Genomic DNA, 17,855 nt, shown 5'->3' with positions numbered 1-17,855 from the left:
TCGGGTTGGCATACGATCAACCGGGGCACCTGTTCATACATTGATCTGGATCAAGGCTGTTTGAAGTAGTCGGTCACATCATTCACGTCGTAGACCACCCTTCCCGCCACCTGCAACGGCACTATCCAACGAGGTAGCCAGGCCATGATTGATCAGACAGTCGTAGAGCTGTCGCGGCTGCAATTCGCGCTGACCGCGATGTACCACTTCCTATTCGTACCCCTCACCCTTGGCCTGTCGTTCATGGTGGCCATCATGGAGAGCGTGTACGTGATGACCGGCAAGGAGATCTGGCGCAGGATGACCCTGTTCTGGGGCGTCCTGTTCGGCATCAACTTCGCCATGGGCGTCGCCACCGGCATCGTCATGGAATTCCAGTTCGGCATGAACTGGTCCTACTACAGTCACTACGTGGGTGACATCTTCGGCGCGCCGCTGGCGATCGAAGGCCTGATGGCCTTCTTCCTGGAAGCCACCTTCGTCGGCCTGTTCTTCTTCGGCTGGAACCGCCTGAGCAAGGTCAAGCACCTGATGGTGACCTGGCTGATGGCACTGGGCACCAACCTGTCGGCGATCTGGATCCTGGTCGCCAACGGCTGGATGCAGAACCCGACCGGTGCAGTGTTCAATCCGGAAACCATGCGCATGGAAGTGGTCGACTTCATGGCGGTGGTGTTCAACCCGGTGGCGCAGGCCAAGTTCGTGCACACCGTCAGCGCCGGCTACGTGACCGGTGCGGTGTTCGTGATGGCGATCAGCGCGCTGTTCCTGCTGCGCAACAAGCACAAGGACCTGGCCCGTCGTTCGTTCGCGGTGGCCGCGGCGTTCGGCCTGCTGTCATCACTGTCGGTGGTCGTGCTGGGTGACGAGAGCGGCTACGCCGCCAGCGAACACCAGAAGATGAAGCTGGCCGCGATCGAAGCGATGTGGGAGACCGAGCGTGCGCCGGCCGACTTCACCGCCTTCGGCATCCCGAACCAGGAAACCCACCAGAACGACTACGCGGTGAAGATCCCCTACCTGATGGGCCTGATCGCCACCCGCTCGTTGAACCAGCCGATTCCGGGCATCCTGGAACTGGTCGAGCGCGCCGAACACCGCGTGCGTGGCGGCCAGCTGGCCTACGGTGCATTGGAACGCCTGCGCGCCAACAAGAACGACGTTGAAGCACGCGAGATGTTCGACCGCCACTGGCAGGACCTGGGCCACGGCCTGCTGCTCAAGCGCTACCGCGACGACATCCTCAACGCCACCCCGCAGGAGATCTCGCAGGCGGCGATGGACACCGTGCCGCGCGTGATGCCGCTGTTCTGGACCTTCCGCGTGATGGCCGGCCTCGGCTTCTACCTGATCGCCTTCTTCGCACTGGCCTTCTACTACTCCTGCCGCAACAACTTCCAGGACAAGCGCTGGTTCCTCAAGCTGGCCCTGTGGACGCTGCCGGCACCGTGGATCGCGATCGAGTGCGGCTGGTTCGTGGCCGAGTATGGTCGCCAGCCGTGGGCGGTCGATGGCGTGCTGCCGACCTTCTATGCGGCGTCGGGCCTGGCCCTGCATGAAATCGTGCTGACCCTGGCCGGCTTCACCGCAATCTACACCGCGCTGATCGTGGTCGAGATCAAGCTGATGCTCAAGGCGATCCGCAAGGGTCCGGACGAGGTGCTGCCGTCGCTGCAGTCGCCCCAGCCGCATGCTTCCCACAATGCCTCGGCGCCAGCCGCCGGCCAGGCCTGAGGCAGGAGAACCAAGATGGATTTCATTCTTCTGGACTACACCACGCTGCGCGTGATCTGGTGGCTGCTGCTCGGCATCCTGCTGATCGGTTTCGCCGTGATGGATGGTTTCGACCTGGGCGTGGGCACCCTGCTGCCCTTCGTCGCCCGCAACGACGCCGAGCGCCGGCGGGTGATCAACACCATCGGCCCGGTGTGGGAAGGCAACCAGGTGTGGCTGATCCTGGGCGGCGGCGCGATCTTCGCCGCCTGGCCGCCGCTCTATGCGGTCAGTTTCTCCGGGTTCTACCTGGCGATGTTCGTGATCCTGTTCGCGCTGATCCTGCGTCCGGTCGGTTTCAAGTTCCGCAGTAAGATGCCCAGCGAACGCTGGCGCAACACCTGGGACTGGGCGCTTTTCATCGGTGGCTTCATCCCGGCGCTGATCATGGGCGTGGCGGTGGGCAACGTGATGCTGGGCGTGCCGTTCCACTTCGATGACAGCATGCGCATCTTCTACACCGGCTCGTTCTTCGGCCTGCTGATGCCCTTCGCGCTGCTGGCCGGCCTGCTCAGCGTGTCGATGCTGGTCGCCCACGGTGCCGCCATGCTGGTGCTGAAGACCGACGGCCCGGTGGCTGAACGTGCAGCCCGTTTCGGCAGCATCGCCGCGATCATCGCCTTCGTGCTGTTCGCAGTGGGCGGTGCCTGGGTGGCCTTCGGCCTGCCGGGTTACCAGATCACCTCGCAGGTGGTTACCGATGGCGCCACCAATCCGCTGCTGAAGACCGCCGAACTCGGCGCCGCCGGTGGCTGGATGCGCAACTACAGCGCGATGCCAGCCACGATCCTGGCACCGCTGCTGGGCCTGGCCGGCCTGCTGGCCAGTGCGGTGCTGCTGCGTGCCCGTCGCGGCGGGCTGGCCTTCATCGCTTCCGGTGCGGCCATCGCCGGCATCATCCTGACCGTCGGTTTCGCCATCTTCCCGTTCCTGCTGCCGTCCTCGAGCCAGCCCACCTCCAGCCTGACCGTGTGGGACGCATCGTCCAGCCACCTGACCCTGTGGATCATGCTGCTGGCCACGGCGGTGTTCCTGCCGATCATCCTCGCCTACACCACCTGGGTGTACCGCGTGCTCAAGGGCAAGACCACCACCGAAGAGATGGGCAACAACCCGAACGCTTACTGATTGACGGTGTGCCGGCCCACGGCCGGCACACCCTTGAACAAAGGAGATCGACCATGTGGTATTTCGCCTGGATTCTCGGCGCCGGCCTCGCCTCGACGGTGGCCATCCTCAACGGCATGTGGTTCGAAGCCCGCGAGCAGAACCGTATCGAGAAAGAAAATCGTCGCTGAGCTGTAAAAAAACCTTGCCGCCTTGGCCTTCACACGGTATCTTAGGCGGCTCCTTCGGGGTGTAGCTCAGTCTGGTAGAGCGCTACGTTCGGGACGTAGAGGTCGCAGGTTCGAATCCTGTCTCCCCGACCACTCAAGTGGTCGCATTGAAGCCTGGTGAAGTCGTCCAGGCTTTTTTGTTCCCTGAAGTGGCACTGCTTCGGCAGTGTGAAGAAAACAACATTCACCCCTTGCCGCCATCGGGGTGAATCGCTAGAATAGGCGGCTCCCTTCGGGGTGTAGCTCAGTCTGGTAGAGCGCTACGTTCGGGACGTAGAGGTCGCAGGTTCGAATCCTGTCTCCCCGACCACTTCGGTGGTCACCAAGAAGCCTGGAAGACATCACTGTCCTCCGGGTTTTTTTGTGCCAAGCGCCGGGCCACCCGCATGACGGGACCTTGCCCGGCAGCGCACGTACAATGGCCGCGCTGCCGGCCCACCTGCAGCCCCCACCCCCACCTGCCGCTTCGGCGTAGACCGATGCCGGCGCTGCATGCCGTTGCTGCGGCGTGCGACACCTGCAAGGACCACCGATGAGTTCCTCCACTTCCGATTCGCCGTCGCTGCTGCACGGTCGCGTCCTCGCGTTTGCCGCGATCCTGCTGGCAGCGGTCAACCTGCGCACGGCGGTCACCTCGATCACCCCGCTGCTGGACGTGCTCGGCCAGCAGTTCGGCTTCGGCACCACCATGACCGGCGTGCTGGGCATGCTGCCGACCGCCTCGTTCGCGCTGTTCGGCGTGGCTACGCCGGCACTGGCGCGGCGCCTCGGCCTGGAGCGCACCACCCTGCTGGCGATGGTGATGGCGATGGCCGGCCTGCTGCTGCGCTCCAGCGCCGGCAACGTCGGCACGCTGTTGCTGGGTTCGGTGCTGGCGCTGGCCGGCATGGGCATCGGCAACGTGGTCGTGCCGCCGCTGGTGAAGCGTTACTTCGCCAACAAGGTCGGCACCATGAGTACGCTCTACATCAGTGTGCTGCAGCTGGGCACGATGCTGCCGGCGCTGCTCGCGGTGCCGATGGCCAACGCTGCCGGCTGGCGCGTGTCGCTGGGCATGTGGGCGCTGCTGGCACTGGCCGCCGCACTGCCCTGGCTGGTGCTGGCCAAGCGCGCGCCGAAGCCGCAGGCCGACGCCACCGACCCCACCGCGCAGCCGCATGGCAAGGTCTGGCGCACGTCGCTGGGCTGGAGCATGACGCTCATGTTCGGCATGACCTCGCTGATGACCTACTCGATGTTCACCTGGCTGCCGCGCATCGTGGTCGAGGCCGGTGGCACGCCCGCGTTCGGCGGCGTGATGGTGGCCGTGTTCTCGGCACTGGGCCTGCTACCGTCGCTGGTCATCCCGTCGATGGCGGTGCGCCTGCAGAACCCGTTCCCGCTGGTGCTGATCGGCTTCTTCTCGTTCGTGATCGCCTTCACCGGCCTGCTGCTGGCACCGATGAAGGCCCCGCTGCTGTGGGCCTGCCTGCTCGGCGTCGGTCCGTCCACCTTCCCGCTGGCGCTGACCCTGATCAACCTGCGCACCCGCACCCCCACCGGCTCGGCGGCGCTGTCCGGGTTCATGCAGGGTGTGGGCTACAGCTTCAGCTGCCTGGGGCCGTTCCTGGTCGGCTGGCTGCACACCGTCAGCGACGGCTGGACGATCCCGTTCAGCTTCCTGTTCGGCTGCGCCACCCTGATGCTGTGCGCTTCCTGGGTGGCCTGCAAGCCGCGCAAGCTGGAAGACCTCTGGTAAGCCGCATGGGGCCAGCAACCGGCCCCACCTACCGCTCGTCAGCCCGTTTGCGCATTTTGACGCCGGGCTGACAATTCCGGGCGGATAGTGCCCACGAATGCCCATCCTTGCCGCGTGCCGGCATCGGGCATGGGGGCGGCAGCGCCGCCCAGGCCACCACTCGGTGCGCGGGGGACTCTCGTTTCAGACAAGACATTGCAGGTCGCTGTCCTGGTTCCGCCCATCCCTGCTGGATGGGAGTTCGCGAGGGGAGTGACGCAGGCCACGGCCACCCCAAAATCTGGCATGTGATGTGCGTCACATTTTTCAGGTTGTCTGGTTCGGAAGCCAAGGGGGTCCCCAATGGTTGTCCACCGCCGGCTGGCGCTCTGCGTCGGCCTTGCCTGTACCGCCCTGGCCTGGGCCAGCAGTGCTGCCCCGCCCGACCGCGAGGCGGCCCTGGCCGAGATCGGCCGCTACCGCGACCAGGCCCGCTGGCTGGATGCCCTCGGCGCCATCGAGCGCGCCAGCCAGCAGCAGCCCAACGACGATCTGCTGTTCAAGCTGCGCGTACTGACCCTGGGCGACATCGGCAATGCGTGGCGCGCCTGGGCGCTGTACCAGCAGCGCCCGCAGCTGTTCGACGCTGCACAGAAGCAGCGCATCGAAGGCGACTACCTGGCCAAGCTGGTGGTCTGGAGCCTGGCCTACAGCAGCAGCGAAGACAGCCGGCTGGAAGAGGCCGAATCAACCCTGGCGCGCATGCAGCGCTACCTGGGCGCCGAAGGCACTCCACCCGCGCAGGCGCCACTGCGCATCCGCATGGACCGGCTGATCCTGCTCAACCGGCTGGGCCGCCATGCGCAGGTGCGCGAGGAAGCCCGCGCACTGCAGACCGAAGGCCATGCCCTGCCCGACTATGTGCTGCCCGCAGTGGGCGATTCGCTGATGGGCACCCTGCACCCGGAGGAAGCCATTCCGGTGCTGCAGGCAGCGGTCGCTGGCGATCCAACGCGCGACGCCTCGCATTCGGAACTGGCATACGCCTACCTGGAAAGCGAGCAGCAGGAAAAGGCCGTCGACCTGCTGCAGGCGTGGCGCGACAAGGAACCTGCCTGGCGCTGGAGCAATGGGAAGTCGCCGTATCCAAACTGGTCGCGCTACGAGGCCGACCTCAACCTGGCGATGGTGCGCGCCTACAGCGGTGACCTGCCCACCGCGCAGCGCGATCTGGAATCGATGGTCGACATCGCACCGGGCAACGGCGGCCTGCAGAGTGCGCTGGGCAGTGTCTACATGATGCGCGGCTGGCCACGCAGGGCGCTGCAGCGGCAACAGATGGCGCATGCGCTGGACCCGCGCGACATCGAGCCACGGCTGGGCATGCAGGAAGCCTACGTCGCTCTGCAGCGTGATGACCTGGCGCGACCGCTGCACGACGATCTGGTCGCACGCTACCCCACCCAGCCCGCCGTCGAACGCATGGACCAGGCCTGGCGCGCGCATCGCGGTTGGCAGCTGAAGGCATGGACCGACATCGGACGCAGTTCCGGCGGTGGTGGCACCTCGCCGCTGGGCAACGATGATCGCCGCTATGGCATGGAGGTCCAGACACCCGTACTCGACGATCGCTGGCGGCTGTTCGCCTTCGCCGACCGGCGCTCGGTCGATTTCCAGGACCAGCGCATCGACCCGCTGTGGCTGGGCGCGGGCGTACGCTACCGCTTCGGCCGGCTGGATGCGGAAGCGGCCGTGCTGCGCGCCAACGACCACATTGGCGATACCGGCCTGCGCGTCGGCGTGGGCTGGCAGTTCAACGACTACTGGCATGCCGGACTGATTGCCGCACGCAATGATCCGGAGGCATCGATGCAGGCGCGCGTGGCCGGCATCACCGCTGACAGCGTCAGTGCGCAGGTCGACTATCGGCGCAGCGAACGCACGCACTGGGTGTTCGGCGCCAGTCGCTTCCGTTACGACGATGGCAACCATCGCGAACTGTTCAGCACCGCACTTGAACAGCGCCTGCTGACCCGCCCACGGTGGCTGATCGATGGCCTGGCCAGTGCCTACACCAGTCGTGGCAGCCGCGACGATGCCCCCTACTTCAACCCGAAGCGCGACCGCATGGTCGAGATCGGCCTGCGCATCGACCAGCAACTGTGGCGCCACTACGAACGCCACTTCCGGCACCGGCTGACCGTCTCGCTGGGTGACTACTGGCAGGACGGCTTCGGCAGTGCGCTGGTGCCGTCGGTGTCGTACATGCACGAGTGGCAGCTGGGCCAGGGCCGCGTGTTCGAGTATGGCGTGCGCTGGTCGCGGCCGGTCTACGACGGCCATCGCGAACGCCATATCGGCTTCGAAGCCGCACTGCGCTGGGGAGACTGACATGACCCGCATCCTGCGCCTGATCGTGCTCCTGCTGCTGTCGGCTGCGCCGCCGACCTTCGCGCAGCAGGCCCTGCATCTCGATGCGATCGACAACGGCCTGCTGATCCTCAGCTACCACGACATCCGCGACCAGGTCGCAGCCAAGGGGGATGCCGATACCTATGCGGTGAGCACGCAGAACTTCGCCGCCCACCTGGACTGGCTGGGGGCACACGGTTACCACCCGGTGTCGCTGTCGCAGGTGATCGCGGCCTCGCAGGGGCGCGCCACGCTGCCTCCAAAACCGGTACTGCTGACCTTCGATGACGGCCTGCGCAGCGTCTACGACAAGGCCTTCCCGCTGCTGCAGGCCTACCGCTATCCGGCGCTGGTGGCGGTGATCACCGACTACGTGGACATGGCACCGGGCCGCACCATCGACTATGGCTACCGCCCGTTCGGCCGCGACGACTTCATCACCTGGGCACAGCTGAAGCAGATGCACGACAGCGGCCTGATCGAGGTGGCCAGCCATACCGACGATCTGCACCACGGGGTGCTTGCCAACCCGCAGGGAAATTCCACCCCTGCTGTCGTGACCCGCATCTACCGACCTGCCACGCACAGCTACGAGAGCGAGCCACAGTACGAGCAGCGCCTGCGCGCCGATCTCGGCCGCAGCGTGCAACGCATCCAGCAGCACCTGGGCGTGCGCCCGCGCGCCATCGTCTGGCCCTATGCCGCCTACAACCAGCTGAGCAACGACATTGCCGAGCAGCTGGGCATGCCAGTGTCCTTCGATCTGGAAGGCCGCAGCACGCCGGTGGCCAGCGACCTGCATGGCCTGGCGCGCTTCCTGGTCAGCGACAACCCGACCGTGGAGGCGCTGGCCTACGAACTGCGCCGCGACGTCGCGCTCGATGGCATCCGTGCCCTGCAGATCGACCTGGATGATGTGTACGACCCCGACCCCGCACAGCAGGCGCGCAATCTGGATGCGCTGATCGAGCGGGTCAAGCGCGTCGCGCCGACGCACGTCTACCTGCAGGCGTTCGCCGATCCGGACGGCAACAACACCGCCGATGCACTGTACTTCCCGAACCGCCACATGCCGATGCGCGCGGACCTGTTCAGCCGCGTTGCCTGGCAGCTGAAATCGCGTGCGGGGGTGAAGGTCTACGCATGGCTGCCGGTGCTCGGCTTCGAGCTGCCCGACCCGGCGCAGCGCAAGGCGCTGGCGATCCGCAACGGCGATGCCGATGGCATGTACCGGCTGGATTTCACCAACCCGCGAGCGCGCCAGATCATGCTCGACATCTACGAGGACCTGGCGGTCAACTCGTACCTCGAGGGCCTGCTGTTCCATGACGATGGCTATCTGCGCGACACCGAGCTGCCCACGCTGGCGGCCGGCGATGGAGGCAGCGCACGCACGCAGGCATTGATCGACTTCACCCTGGCACTGCGCAACAGCGCGCAGCACTGGCGGCCGAAGCTGGCCACGGTGCGCAACCTGTACGCCGAACCGGTGCTGCGCCCACAGAGCGAAGCCTGGTTCGCGCAGCGCCTGGACCTGTTCAACAAGGCCTACGACCAGACCGCACTGATGGCGATGCCGTGGATGGAAGGCAGCAAGCATCCGGAACGCTGGCTCGACCAGCTGTTGGGCGCGGTGCGTGCGCATGATCCACAGCTGCAGCACACCCTGTTCGAACTGCAGACCGTCGACTGGCGCAGCGGGCAACCGATTCCCGCCGAGCGCCTGCGCGCGCAGATCCGCCAGCTGCAGGCGCAGGGCGTGCACCACTTCGCCTGGTACCCGGACGACTTCATCGCCGACCAGCCCTCCACCCGCGATGCCCGCGCGGCGATGTCCGCCGGCAACTTCCCGTACCCGGAGAAGTGACATGGACATGCATCCGTTGCTGCAGGTCCTGTTCCAGTTCGCCTTCTACTACCCGATGGTGATGGCGTTCTTCTGGATGTCGGGCGGCCTGTATTACTACTTCCGGCGCGAACGCCATTCGCGTCCACGCAACGACCCGCCGCTGATGGTCGATCCACCGTTCGCGAGCCTGCTGATTCCCTGTCACAACGAGTCCGCGAACCTCGACGACACGCTCGGCGCGGCGCTGGCACAGCGCTACCCGGCCGACTACGAAGTGATCGCCATCGACGACGGCAGCAGCGACGACACCGGTGCGCGGCTGGACGCCCTGGCGGCAAATCACCCACGGCTGCGCGTGCTGCACCTGGACCGCAACCTGGGCAAGGCCAATGCGCTGCGCATGGGTGCACTCGCCGCGCGTTCGGAGTACCTGGTGTGCATCGACGGCGACGCGATGCTGGAGGAGCACGCGCTGCACTGGATGATCTGGCACCTGGTAAGCGGCAACCGGGTCGGCGCGGTGACCGGCAATCCGCGCATCCGCAACCGCTCCACCCTGCTCGGACGCCTGCAGGTGGCCGAGTTCTCCTCGATCATCGGCATGATCAAGCGCGCGCAGCGGGTATACGGGCGCATATTCACCATCTCCGGCGTGATCGCCGGCTTCCGTCGTACCGCGCTGCACCAGGTCGGCTGGTGGTCGGACGACATGGTGACCGAAGACATCGACATCAGCTGGCGCCTGCAGCGGGCGCACTGGGACATTCGCTACGAACCCAACGCACTGTGCTTCATCCTGATGCCGGAAACGCTGAAGGGGCTGTGGAGGCAGCGGCTGCGCTGGGCCCAGGGTGGCGTGGAGGTGATGCTGCGCCACGCCCGCTCGCTGCTGCACTGGAAGGAGCGGCGCATGTGGGGCGTACTGCTGGAGTACGTGCTGAGCGTGATCTGGGCTTACACCATGTTGTTCATCGTGGTGCTGTGGGCGCTGGGCAAGTTCATCGAACTGCCGCCGCAGCTGCATATCGCCAGCCTGCTGCCGGAATGGCACGGCGTGATCCTGGCCCTGGTCTGCCTGCTGCAGTTCGCCAGCAGCCTGATCATCGACCGTCGTTACGAAACACAGATTGGACGCAACTACTTCTGGGTCATCTGGTACCCGATGGCGTACTGGTTGATCAGCCTTTCCACCACCCTGGTGGCGTTGCCGAAAACCCTGCTGCGCCGTCGCAGCAAGCGCGCCACCTGGACCAGTCCCGATCGGGGGATCCGATGAACGCACAACGCCCGTCCAACCGCTACGACTCGCGGATGATCCGCAAGCCGCATCGCCAACCACGCTTCCAGCGCACTGCCTGGGGCTTCGTCACCCTCGCGTTCTGGGGGTTCTACTTCTACCTGTGGGCACCGTTGGTGACCCTGCTCTCGTGGCTGATCGGCGGGCAGATGGCCTGGCAGCAGCTGTACGAGCGCAAGAACCAGTTCGACCCCTATGTGCTGGTGGCGCTGCCGCTGATGCTGCTGTGTGCCAGCGTGCTGCTGATCGGCTGGGCCGAGTACAACCGCGCGCGCTTCCGCGGCCACGACCGGCGCCTGCCGCGCCCGCTGGCCAGCCTCAACGAAGTGGCCGCCGACCTGGGGGCCAGCACCGGGCTGGCCGAGCGCCTGCTCGGCTGCAAGGCCGCCACGCTGCACATGGACGATCACGCGCGGCCGATCGGCATCCGCCGCGAGGTGGTGTAACCCGACAACCCGGTGGGTGCCGACCCTGGTCGGCACTTGCTTTGGTAGATGCCGACCCTGGTCGGCACCGGGGTCTACCGCGAAGAGCATCCACGCACGGCGTGGATCTACGTGCGCGTCTGCCCTTCACCGCGCACGACGAACCGTTCGACGGTGAGTGCTTCCAGGCCCATCGGGCCGTAGGCGTGCAGGCGCGTGGTGGAAATACCGATCTCGCTGCCCAGGCCCAACTGCCCACCATCGGAAAAGCGCGATGAGGCATTCACCATCACCACCGCCGAACGCAGCGCGTTGACGAAGCGCTCGGCGTGGACCGCGTCTTCGGTCGCAATCACTTCGGTATGGTCGGAGGTATAACGGCGGATGTGCGCGATGGCCGCATCGAGGTCATCCACCACCCGCACGGCCAGCACCAGATCCAGGAACTCGGCGGCGTAATCCGCATCGGTGGCTGCGTTGCTACCCGGCAGCAACGGCTGCGCAGCCGCGTCGGCGCGCAGCTCCACGCCGCGCTCGCCGAGCGCCTGTGCCACGCGCGGCAGGAACGCTTCGGCCACATCGCGGTGCACCAGCAGGGTCTCCAGCGAATTGCAGGCCGACGGACGACTGCACTTTCCGTCCACCAGCAGATCGATGGCTTTGCCGAGGTCGGCGCTGGCATCCACGAACAGGTGGCAGACACCCTTGTAGTGCTTGATCACCGGCACCCGCGCATGTTCGGCAACGAAGCGGATCAGGCCTTCGCCGCCGCGCGGAATCGCCAGATCGATCAGTTCATGCAGCTGCAGCAGTTCCAGCATCGCTTCGCGGCGCAGGTCGGTCAGCACGGTCACCGCCGCCGGTGGCACGCTATTGGTCTTAAGCGCGCCCGCCAACGCCTGGGCGATGGCTGTGTTGGAATGGATCGCTTCGGAGCCACCGCGCAGGATCACGCCATTGCCGGCCTTCAGGCACAGCGCAGCCGCTTCGGCGGTCACGTTCGGGCGCGCCTCATAGATCATTGCGATCACACCCAGCGGCACGCGTACCTTCTGCACGCGGATGCCGTTTGGACGCACATCGTCGCGGGTGATCTGGCCGACGGGATCGGGCAGCGCGGCGACCTCACGCACGGCTTCGGCCATCGCGAACAGGCGTGCCGGGTCCAGCGCCAGGCGGTCGAGCATGGCGCTGCCAACGCCCTTGTCGCGCGCGGCGGCGAGGTCACGTGCATTACCGGCAAGGATCAGCCCGGCATTCACTTCCAGCGCCTGTGCCATGGCCAGCAGCAGCGTGCGGCGGGCCGCACTGTCGAGGCCGGCAACGTTCTGGGCCGCGTCACGGCAGGCACGCGCCTGCGTTTCGATGTCGCTCATCGGGGAGTCCTTCAAACCGGTCATGGCAGCACCAGATCGTCGCGATGGACGACGCTGCCGCCGTAGTTGTAGCCCAGCACGGCCTCGATGTCGCGCGAATGGCGGCCGGCGATCCGGCGCACATCATCGGCCGCGTACTGGCTGACGCCGCGCGCGACGCAGACACGGCCCTGCGGCGCGTTCCAGCACACCTGCACCATGTCGCCACGGCGGAACACGCCCTCCGCGCCGGTGATGCCACCGGGCAGCAGCGAGGCGCCCTTCTCGCGCATGGCCTGCGCCGCGCCGGCATCGATCACGATCGCGCCCTCGACCAGCGGCGCGTGCCGCAGCCAGTGCTTGCGTGCGGCCTCGCGGCTGCGTGCGGCGTGGATACGGGTACCGAACAGGCGATCCTGCGCCAGCGCGCGCACCACGTCGCCACTGCGGCCATTGAACAGATAGGTTTCTATGCCGAGGCGACCGGCCTTCGCCGCCGCCTCCAGCTTGGTGCGCATGCCGCCGGTACCAGCGCGCGAGCCGGCGCCACCGGCCATCGCCAGCACCTCGTCACTCAGTTCCGGCACGTCGTGCAATGGCCGCGCGTCGGCCACGGTGCGCGGGTCGGCGCTGTACAGGCCGTCAATGTCAGTGGCGATGAACAGTGCATCGGCATCGACCAGCGCCGCCACGGTCGCGGCCAGGTTGTCGTTGTCGCCGAGCTTGAGCTCGTCCACCGACACGGTGTCGTTCTCGTTGACCACCGGCAACGCACCCAGCCGCAGCAGTTCGTTGAGGGTAGCGCGTGCGTTGAGGTAGCGGCGGCGGTTGCGCAGGTCGTCGTGGGTCAGCAGCACCTGCGCCACCGGGCGCTCGAAGAAGCGCTGCCAGAGCCCGATCAGCTGGGCCTGGCCGAGCGCGGCCAGCGCCTGCCGCGCCGCCATCGCCGCGCCGGGCTCATCGGCCCGCGGCAGGATCGCGCGCCCGGCAGCGACCGCGCCGGACGATACGATCACTACCTCACGCCCGGCCAGTACATTGGCAGAGACGAACTGTGCCAGGCCCAGCGCGTGGCGTGGCGACAGGCCGCCGCCATCGGCTGCCAGCAGGCTGCTGCCGACCTTCAGCACTGCACGCCGCCATGGTGGCAGCGCTTGTTCGGGGAACGGCGAGGCGACGTGGGCAGCGTGCTGGATCATCGGTCAGGCTCTCAGCGAGTGTTCCATTCGTGCACGGTCAGGTCGGAGGCCTGCATCGTCACCAGCGGATCGGTGGCGACGATGGCCTGTGCCTGCGCCAGGCTGTCCACGTTGCACAGCACATAGGCGCCACCGCTGCCATCGGCGAAGCCGCCGGTCAGCTGCAGCTTTCCCTGCGCCTGCAACGCATCGAGGAAGTCACGATGCGGCTGCACGGCGGCGGCATTGAAACCGGGCCGGCGCATGGCCAACACCAGGTAGACCGTGCCCGCCATCAGGACAGCGCCTGCCAGCGCGCGCGCAGTTCATCCAGGCGCAGGTCGGCTGCCGAACCCGGCGACACGCGAGCGGCCAGGCTGCCTTCCGGCGTGCGCCCCTGCCCTGCACTATCGGCACCGGCCGCAGCGGCCTTGTAGGCCTCGCGGAACGGCACACCAGCCACGGCCGCTTCCACGGCAACGTCGGTGGCATACATGCCCGAGTCGATCGCTGCGCGCAGCCTGTCGTCACGCCACTCCAGATTGGCCAGCAGCGCCGGCAGCAGCTCCAGCGCGGCCAGGCCACGGCCGAAGCCATGGAAGATGGCGCCCTTGGACGACTGCAGGTCGCGATGGTAGCCCGACGGCAGCGACAGCAGCTGCTCGATCTCGGTGCGCGCGGCGGCGACGCTGGCATGGGTGGCGCGCATCAGCTCGATCACATCCGGGTTGCGCTTGTTGGGCATGATCGAGCTGCCGGTGGTGTACTGCGCCGGCAGTGCGACGAAGCCGAACTCGGCGCTGGTGAACAGCGACAGGTCCCAGGCGATGCGGCGCAGGTCCAGGGTGGCACCACCCAGTGCTTCCAGCGCGGCCAGCTCGAACTTGCCCCGCGACAGCTGCGCGTAGATCGGCGAGATCTGCATGCGCGCGAAACCGAGCGCAGCCGTGGTGTGTTCGCGGTCCAGCGGCAGATTGACGCCATAACCGGCGGCGGTGCCCAGCGGGTTGGCATCGATCAGTGCATGGGTGTCACGGGCGCGGATGGCATTGTCGATGAAGGCCTCGGACCAGCCCGCCCACCACATGCCGGCCGAGGACACCACGGCACGCTGGATGTGGGTATAGCCGGGTATCGGCAGGTCCTTCTCGGCCTGCGCACGGTCCAGCGCGACCTTGGCCACTTCGGCGCTGAGCTGCGCCACGCGCTGCAGCTTCTCTTTCAGCCACAGGCGGGTGGCCACCAGGATCTGGTCGTTGCGGCTGCGGCCGGTGTGGATCTTGCGGCCGGCGTCGCCGAGGCGTTCGGTCAACCGCGCTTCGATCGCCGAGTGGCCATCTTCGTACTGCGTATCCAGCACGAAGCGGCCTTCGCGGAAGTCCTGCGCCAGGATCTCCAGTTCGCGCAGCAGGCCTTCCAGCTCGTCGGCGCTGAGGATGCCGATGTGCTGCAGGCCTTGTGCATGCGCGGCGCTGGCGGCGATGTCGTGCAGGAAGAATTCGCGATCGAGGATCACGTCGTCGCCGGCGAGGAAGGTCTGGATCTGGGCGTCGACGGCGACGCCGGGCTTCTGCCAAAGAAGGTCTGCCATGGGGGCTCCGGAATACGTGTTCAGTGCGGGATCGACGTCAGTTCGTCGATGCCCAGCGCGAGGTTGAGGTTCTGCATGGCCTGGGTGGCCGCGCCCTTGAGCAGGTTGTCCAGGGTCGCCACCACCACGACCCGCTTGCCGCCCGGGGCCAGGGTGAAGCCACCGACCTGGGCACCGTGGCGACCGGCAATGCGGCTGACCCACGGCGCTTCATCCACCACTTCGATCAAGGGTTCGCCGGCATAGGCCTGCTGGAAGCGCTCGACGATCTGCTCGCGGGTCTGCACCCGGTTCAGCCACAGATTGGCGGTGAGCGTGATGCCACGGAAATGCGGCGCGACGTGCGGCATGAACTCGACCGCCACGCCCAGCTGCACGGACACTTCGCGCTCGTGCACGTGGTTGGTCAGCGCATACGGCATCAGGTTGTCGGCCAGCAGTTCAACGTTGTTCTTGTCCGACGGCGTGGTACCGGCACCGGAGTAGCCGGAGACACCGAAGCACTGCGGCGGACCGGCCAGCAGGTCCAGCAGCGGATGCACCGCCAGCTGCATTGCCGTGGCATAGCAGCCCGGGTTGCTGATGTGCTTCTGGCCGTTGTAGCGGCCGCGGGTCAGCTCCGGCAGGCCGTAGTACCAGCTGTTGTCGAAGCGGTAGTCGGCCGAGAGATCGACGATGACAGTGTCCGGCTTCGCGGTTTCAAGCGCGGCCACGAACGGCGCGGCCAGGCCATTGGGCAGGGCCAGGATCACCGCATCCACGCCCTTGGCGGCCACCGCGTCGGCGTCCAGGTTCTCGTACTGCAGGTCACCCTGGAATTCCGGATGGTGATCGGACAGGCGCTGCCCGGCGCGCTCGCGCGAGGAGACGAAAGCCAGTTTCAGCCGCGGATGGGCGGCCACCAGCTTGATCAGCTCGGCACCGGTATGGCCGCGGGCACCGACGATACCCAGGGTAAAAGTCGAATCGTTCATGCGTGACTGTCCAGGCGGTACTGCAGATGGCGCTTCACGCCCTGCCATTCCGCATCGATGATGGAGAAGATGACGGTGTCGCGCGGCGTGCCGTCGGCATGCCGCTTGTGGTTGCGCAGCACGCCGTCCTGCTTGGCGCCGAGGCGGGCGATGGCGGTACGCGAAGTAAAGTTGAACCAGCTGGTTTCCAGCACCACGCTGATGCAGCCCATGGCCTCGAAGGCGTGCTGCAGCAGCAACAGCTTGGCTTCGGTGTTGGCGCCGGTGCGCTGCACACGCGGCGCATACCAGGTGTAGCCGAGACTGAGCTTGGGCACGCCGGCATCCATGTCGTAGAAGCGCGTGCTGCCGATGATCTCACCCGCCGCATCGCGGATCACGAAGGGCAGCACCTTGCGTTCAGCCTGCGCCTGCAGCGCGGCCTGCACATAGTGCTCGACCCGCTGCGGTGACGGCACCTGGGTGTACCAGAGCTGGTCCAGGCCGCTGCCTTCAAGCGCATCGCGCAGGCCCGGCACGTGCTCCATCTGCAGCGGCTGCAGGGTTACGTGCTGGCCGCGCAGGGTGGGAACCGTGTTCCAGGCATCGAGGTTGCTCATCGCTCAGCCCTGCAGGCTCGGGGTGCGCTGCGCGCAATGATCGACATAGGTCTTGATCCGGTCGATGCCATCGGCACCGAACCAGAACACCTTCCACTGATCCTGCTTGTAGCAGCCATCGGACTCGGCGTAGTAGAAGTGATTGATCGGGTTGCCGTGGCGCGAGCGCCAGAACAGCTGCGGGGTTTCCTCCAGCATCACGTTCCATACTGCGCGGCCCAGGCCCTCGCCCTGCGCGTCGTCGAGCACGGCGAACTTGTCCAGGTACACGCCCTCTGCCTCGTCGGTGAGGATCACCGCGGTGCGGTAGTTCTCGCTGACATAGGCACGCAACAGTTTGGTCTTCTCGAAGTAGTCCGGCACCAGGGTGCGGCCGAAACTGGATTCGATCAGGCCCTTCAGGCGCGGCAGGTCCAGTTCGTCCCAGGCGGTGGCGCGCAGTACTTTCTCGCCCTTGCGTACCAGCGTGCCCGAGCCCTTGTGGGTGAACAGTTCCTTGGCCAGGTCGGCCGGACGGGTGATCGACACCGACGATTCCAGCGGCAGGCGATCAAGCAGATCCTTGATCTGTTCGATCTTCACCTTCATGCCGCCGTGGATCCACGGCTGCGCGATCAGGTGGTCGTACTCGGTGGACAGGTTGATCGAGTCGATCACGTTGCCCTGCTCGTCCAGCAGGCCGCCGGTGCCGGTCAGGAAGATGATCTTGTACGGCTGCAGTTCCTGCACCAGCTCGTTGGCGGCGAAGTCGGCGTTGACGTTGAGGATCTGGCCGCCGGCGGTCTCACCCAGGCTGGTGATGACCGGGATCGAACCGGCGCGCAGGCTGGCCTCGATTGGCGCCAGGTTGACCTTCTTCACCTCGCCGACCAGGCCGTAGGTGTCCACGTCCAGGTACTCGGCCTCGAACACACCACCGGTGATCGAGGTGGCGCGCGCGCCGTTCTGCTGCAGCGCCTCGACCAGGCGCAGGTTGGACTGCTGGAACACCCGGCGCACGATCGCCAGCGCTTCCGGCGAGGTCACGCGCAGGCCGTTCACGGTCTGCTTCTCGATGCCAGCGGCCGACAGCTCGGCATCCAGCTGCGGGCCGGCGCCGTGCAGCACGATCGGGGTCAGACCGACCTCCTGCAGGAACGACAGCGAGGAGGTCAGCGCGTCGAGGTCGTCGCGCAGCACCGCGCCGCCGACCTTGACCACGGCGAAGCGCTTGGCATCCAGCTGCGAAAAGCGCTTGAGGTACTGGCTGATCTCCTTCGCGCTGGCCATGCTGGAAAGCAGGCGCACGATGGTCTGGCGGGTCTGGCGGTGGGGCTGGAGGGCAGGAGACATTTCGGTTTCGTCGGAA

General features: G+C 66.5%; 15 protein-coding genes and 2 tRNA genes. 10 read left to right on the top strand and 7 right to left on the bottom strand.

Features of this window, described 5'->3' with window-relative positions; translation table 11 throughout:
• Positions 1-144 precede the first annotated feature (144 nt).
• The 10 genes from RI032_RS15885 to pgaD all read left to right on the top strand — a co-directional run bounded on the left by RI032_RS15885 (position 145) and on the right by pgaD (position 10,831).
• The gene (locus tag RI032_RS15885) at positions 145-1,734 is read left to right on the top strand and encodes a cytochrome ubiquinol oxidase subunit I (protein ID WP_005410352.1); all 1,590 of its coding nucleotides are present in this window, start codon (positions 145-147) and stop codon (positions 1,732-1,734) included.
• A 15-nt stretch (positions 1,735-1,749) separates the two neighbouring features.
• Entirely contained in the window at positions 1,750-2,901 is a 1,152-nt protein-coding gene (cydB, locus tag RI032_RS15880) for a cytochrome d ubiquinol oxidase subunit II (RefSeq protein WP_279938719.1), read from the top strand.
• 53 nt (positions 2,902-2,954) lie between these two features.
• Positions 2,955-3,071, top strand: a complete 117-nt coding sequence (gene cydX, locus RI032_RS15875) for a cytochrome bd-I oxidase subunit CydX (RefSeq protein WP_005410354.1) — start codon at positions 2,955-2,957, stop codon at positions 3,069-3,071.
• Positions 3,072-3,126: 55 nt separating this feature from the next.
• Positions 3,127-3,203: transfer RNA gene (locus tag RI032_RS15870), tRNA-Pro, on the top strand.
• Between the two features lie 140 nt (positions 3,204-3,343).
• Positions 3,344-3,420, top strand: a tRNA-Pro gene (locus RI032_RS15865).
• A 222-nt stretch (positions 3,421-3,642) separates the two neighbouring features.
• Positions 3,643-4,848, top strand: a complete 1,206-nt coding sequence (locus RI032_RS15860) for a CynX/NimT family MFS transporter (RefSeq protein ID WP_043400972.1) — start codon at positions 3,643-3,645, stop codon at positions 4,846-4,848.
• Positions 4,849-5,190: 342 nt separating this feature from the next.
• Positions 5,191-7,218 (top strand): poly-beta-1,6 N-acetyl-D-glucosamine export porin PgaA, encoded by a 2,028-nt coding sequence (pgaA, locus tag RI032_RS15855; protein WP_322547296.1) that lies wholly within the window; start codon positions 5,191-5,193, stop codon positions 7,216-7,218.
• Position 7,219: 1 nt separating this feature from the next.
• On the top strand, positions 7,220-9,106 hold the full coding sequence (gene pgaB, locus RI032_RS15850) for a poly-beta-1,6-N-acetyl-D-glucosamine N-deacetylase PgaB (RefSeq protein ID WP_322547295.1): 1,887 nt from the start codon (positions 7,220-7,222) through the stop codon (positions 9,104-9,106).
• Between the two features lies 1 nt (position 9,107).
• On the top strand, positions 9,108-10,364 hold the full coding sequence (gene pgaC / locus RI032_RS15845) for a poly-beta-1,6-N-acetyl-D-glucosamine synthase (RefSeq protein ID WP_109813566.1): 1,257 nt from the start codon (positions 9,108-9,110) through the stop codon (positions 10,362-10,364).
• A complete protein-coding gene (pgaD, locus tag RI032_RS15840) occupies positions 10,361-10,831 on the top strand; it encodes a poly-beta-1,6-N-acetyl-D-glucosamine biosynthesis protein PgaD (protein WP_322547294.1) in 471 nt (156 codons plus the stop codon). Before pgaC ends, pgaD begins: the two co-directional genes overlap by 4 nt.
• A 107-nt stretch (positions 10,832-10,938) precedes the next feature.
• Here the strand turns inward: pgaD and RI032_RS15835 are convergent, their stop codons facing one another.
• Genes RI032_RS15835 through RI032_RS15805 form a run of 7 tightly spaced genes read right to left on the bottom strand, consistent with a single transcriptional unit; the run spans position 10,939 to position 17,839 of the window.
• Positions 10,939-12,210: a glutamate-5-semialdehyde dehydrogenase gene (locus RI032_RS15835; RefSeq protein ID WP_322547293.1), complete on the bottom strand. Its 1,272-nt coding sequence runs from the start codon at positions 12,208-12,210 to the stop codon at positions 10,939-10,941.
• Entirely contained in the window at positions 12,207-13,364 is a 1,158-nt protein-coding gene (proB, locus tag RI032_RS15830) for a glutamate 5-kinase (RefSeq protein WP_057503879.1), read from the bottom strand. The genes RI032_RS15835 and proB overlap by 4 nt, the downstream gene beginning before the upstream one ends.
• A gap of 11 nt (positions 13,365-13,375) precedes the next feature.
• A complete protein-coding gene (locus tag RI032_RS15825; RefSeq protein WP_010486652.1) occupies positions 13,376-13,639 on the bottom strand; it encodes a YciI family protein in 264 nt (87 codons plus the stop codon).
• A complete protein-coding gene (argH, locus tag RI032_RS15820) occupies positions 13,639-14,934 on the bottom strand; it encodes an argininosuccinate lyase (RefSeq protein ID WP_019336646.1) in 1,296 nt (431 codons plus the stop codon). Before argH ends, RI032_RS15825 begins: the two co-directional genes overlap by 1 nt.
• Positions 14,935-14,954: 20 nt before the next feature.
• Complete coding sequence (gene argC / locus RI032_RS15815; protein ID WP_043400943.1) at positions 14,955-15,908, bottom strand: N-acetyl-gamma-glutamyl-phosphate reductase; 954 nt, start codon at positions 15,906-15,908, stop codon at positions 14,955-14,957.
• Positions 15,905-16,507, bottom strand: a complete 603-nt coding sequence (locus tag RI032_RS15810; protein WP_322547292.1) for a GNAT family N-acetyltransferase — start codon at positions 16,505-16,507, stop codon at positions 15,905-15,907. The genes argC and RI032_RS15810 overlap by 4 nt, the downstream gene beginning before the upstream one ends.
• A 3-nt stretch (positions 16,508-16,510) precedes the next feature.
• Positions 16,511-17,839, bottom strand: a complete 1,329-nt coding sequence (locus RI032_RS15805; protein ID WP_010486643.1) for an acetylglutamate kinase — start codon at positions 17,837-17,839, stop codon at positions 16,511-16,513.
• Positions 17,840-17,855: the final 16 nt, after the last annotated feature.

It is taken from the genome of Stenotrophomonas geniculata (assembly GCF_034508895.1).
GTDB classification, from domain to species: Bacteria; Pseudomonadota; Gammaproteobacteria; order Xanthomonadales; family Xanthomonadaceae; genus Stenotrophomonas; species Stenotrophomonas geniculata.
The sequence above is the reverse complement of the archived record's forward strand: the minus strand, read 5'-3'. Positions and strand labels throughout refer to the sequence as shown.

What these genes read in the sequence shown, in the direction of transcription:
- RI032_RS15885 (WP_005410352.1), top strand. Translation starts at nt 145, where the DNA reads ATGATTGATCAGACAGTCGTAGAGCTGTCGCGGCTGCAATTCGCGCTG.
- cydB (WP_279938719.1), top strand. Translation starts at nt 1,750, where the DNA reads ATGGATTTCATTCTTCTGGACTACACCACGCTGCGCGTGATCTGGTGG.
- cydX (WP_005410354.1), top strand. Translation starts at nt 2,955, where the DNA reads ATGTGGTATTTCGCCTGGATTCTCGGCGCCGGCCTCGCCTCGACGGTG.
- RI032_RS15860 (WP_043400972.1), top strand. Translation starts at nt 3,643, where the DNA reads ATGAGTTCCTCCACTTCCGATTCGCCGTCGCTGCTGCACGGTCGCGTC.
- pgaA (WP_322547296.1), top strand. Translation starts at nt 5,191, where the DNA reads ATGGTTGTCCACCGCCGGCTGGCGCTCTGCGTCGGCCTTGCCTGTACC.
- pgaB (WP_322547295.1), top strand. Translation starts at nt 7,220, where the DNA reads ATGACCCGCATCCTGCGCCTGATCGTGCTCCTGCTGCTGTCGGCTGCG.
- pgaC (WP_109813566.1), top strand. Translation starts at nt 9,108, where the DNA reads ATGGACATGCATCCGTTGCTGCAGGTCCTGTTCCAGTTCGCCTTCTAC.
- pgaD (WP_322547294.1), top strand. Translation starts at nt 10,361, where the DNA reads ATGAACGCACAACGCCCGTCCAACCGCTACGACTCGCGGATGATCCGC.
- RI032_RS15835 (WP_322547293.1), bottom strand. Translation starts at nt 12,210, where the DNA reads ATGACCGGTTTGAAGGACTCCCCGATGAGCGACATCGAAACGCAGGCG.
- proB (WP_057503879.1), bottom strand. Translation starts at nt 13,364, where the DNA reads ATGATCCAGCACGCTGCCCACGTCGCCTCGCCGTTCCCCGAACAAGCG.
- RI032_RS15825 (WP_010486652.1), bottom strand. Translation starts at nt 13,639, where the DNA reads ATGGCGGGCACGGTCTACCTGGTGTTGGCCATGCGCCGGCCCGGTTTC.
- argH (WP_019336646.1), bottom strand. Translation starts at nt 14,934, where the DNA reads ATGGCAGACCTTCTTTGGCAGAAGCCCGGCGTCGCCGTCGACGCCCAG.
- argC (WP_043400943.1), bottom strand. Translation starts at nt 15,908, where the DNA reads ATGAACGATTCGACTTTTACCCTGGGTATCGTCGGTGCCCGCGGCCAT.
- RI032_RS15810 (WP_322547292.1), bottom strand. Translation starts at nt 16,507, where the DNA reads ATGAGCAACCTCGATGCCTGGAACACGGTTCCCACCCTGCGCGGCCAG.
- RI032_RS15805 (WP_010486643.1), bottom strand. Translation starts at nt 17,839, where the DNA reads ATGTCTCCTGCCCTCCAGCCCCACCGCCAGACCCGCCAGACCATCGTG.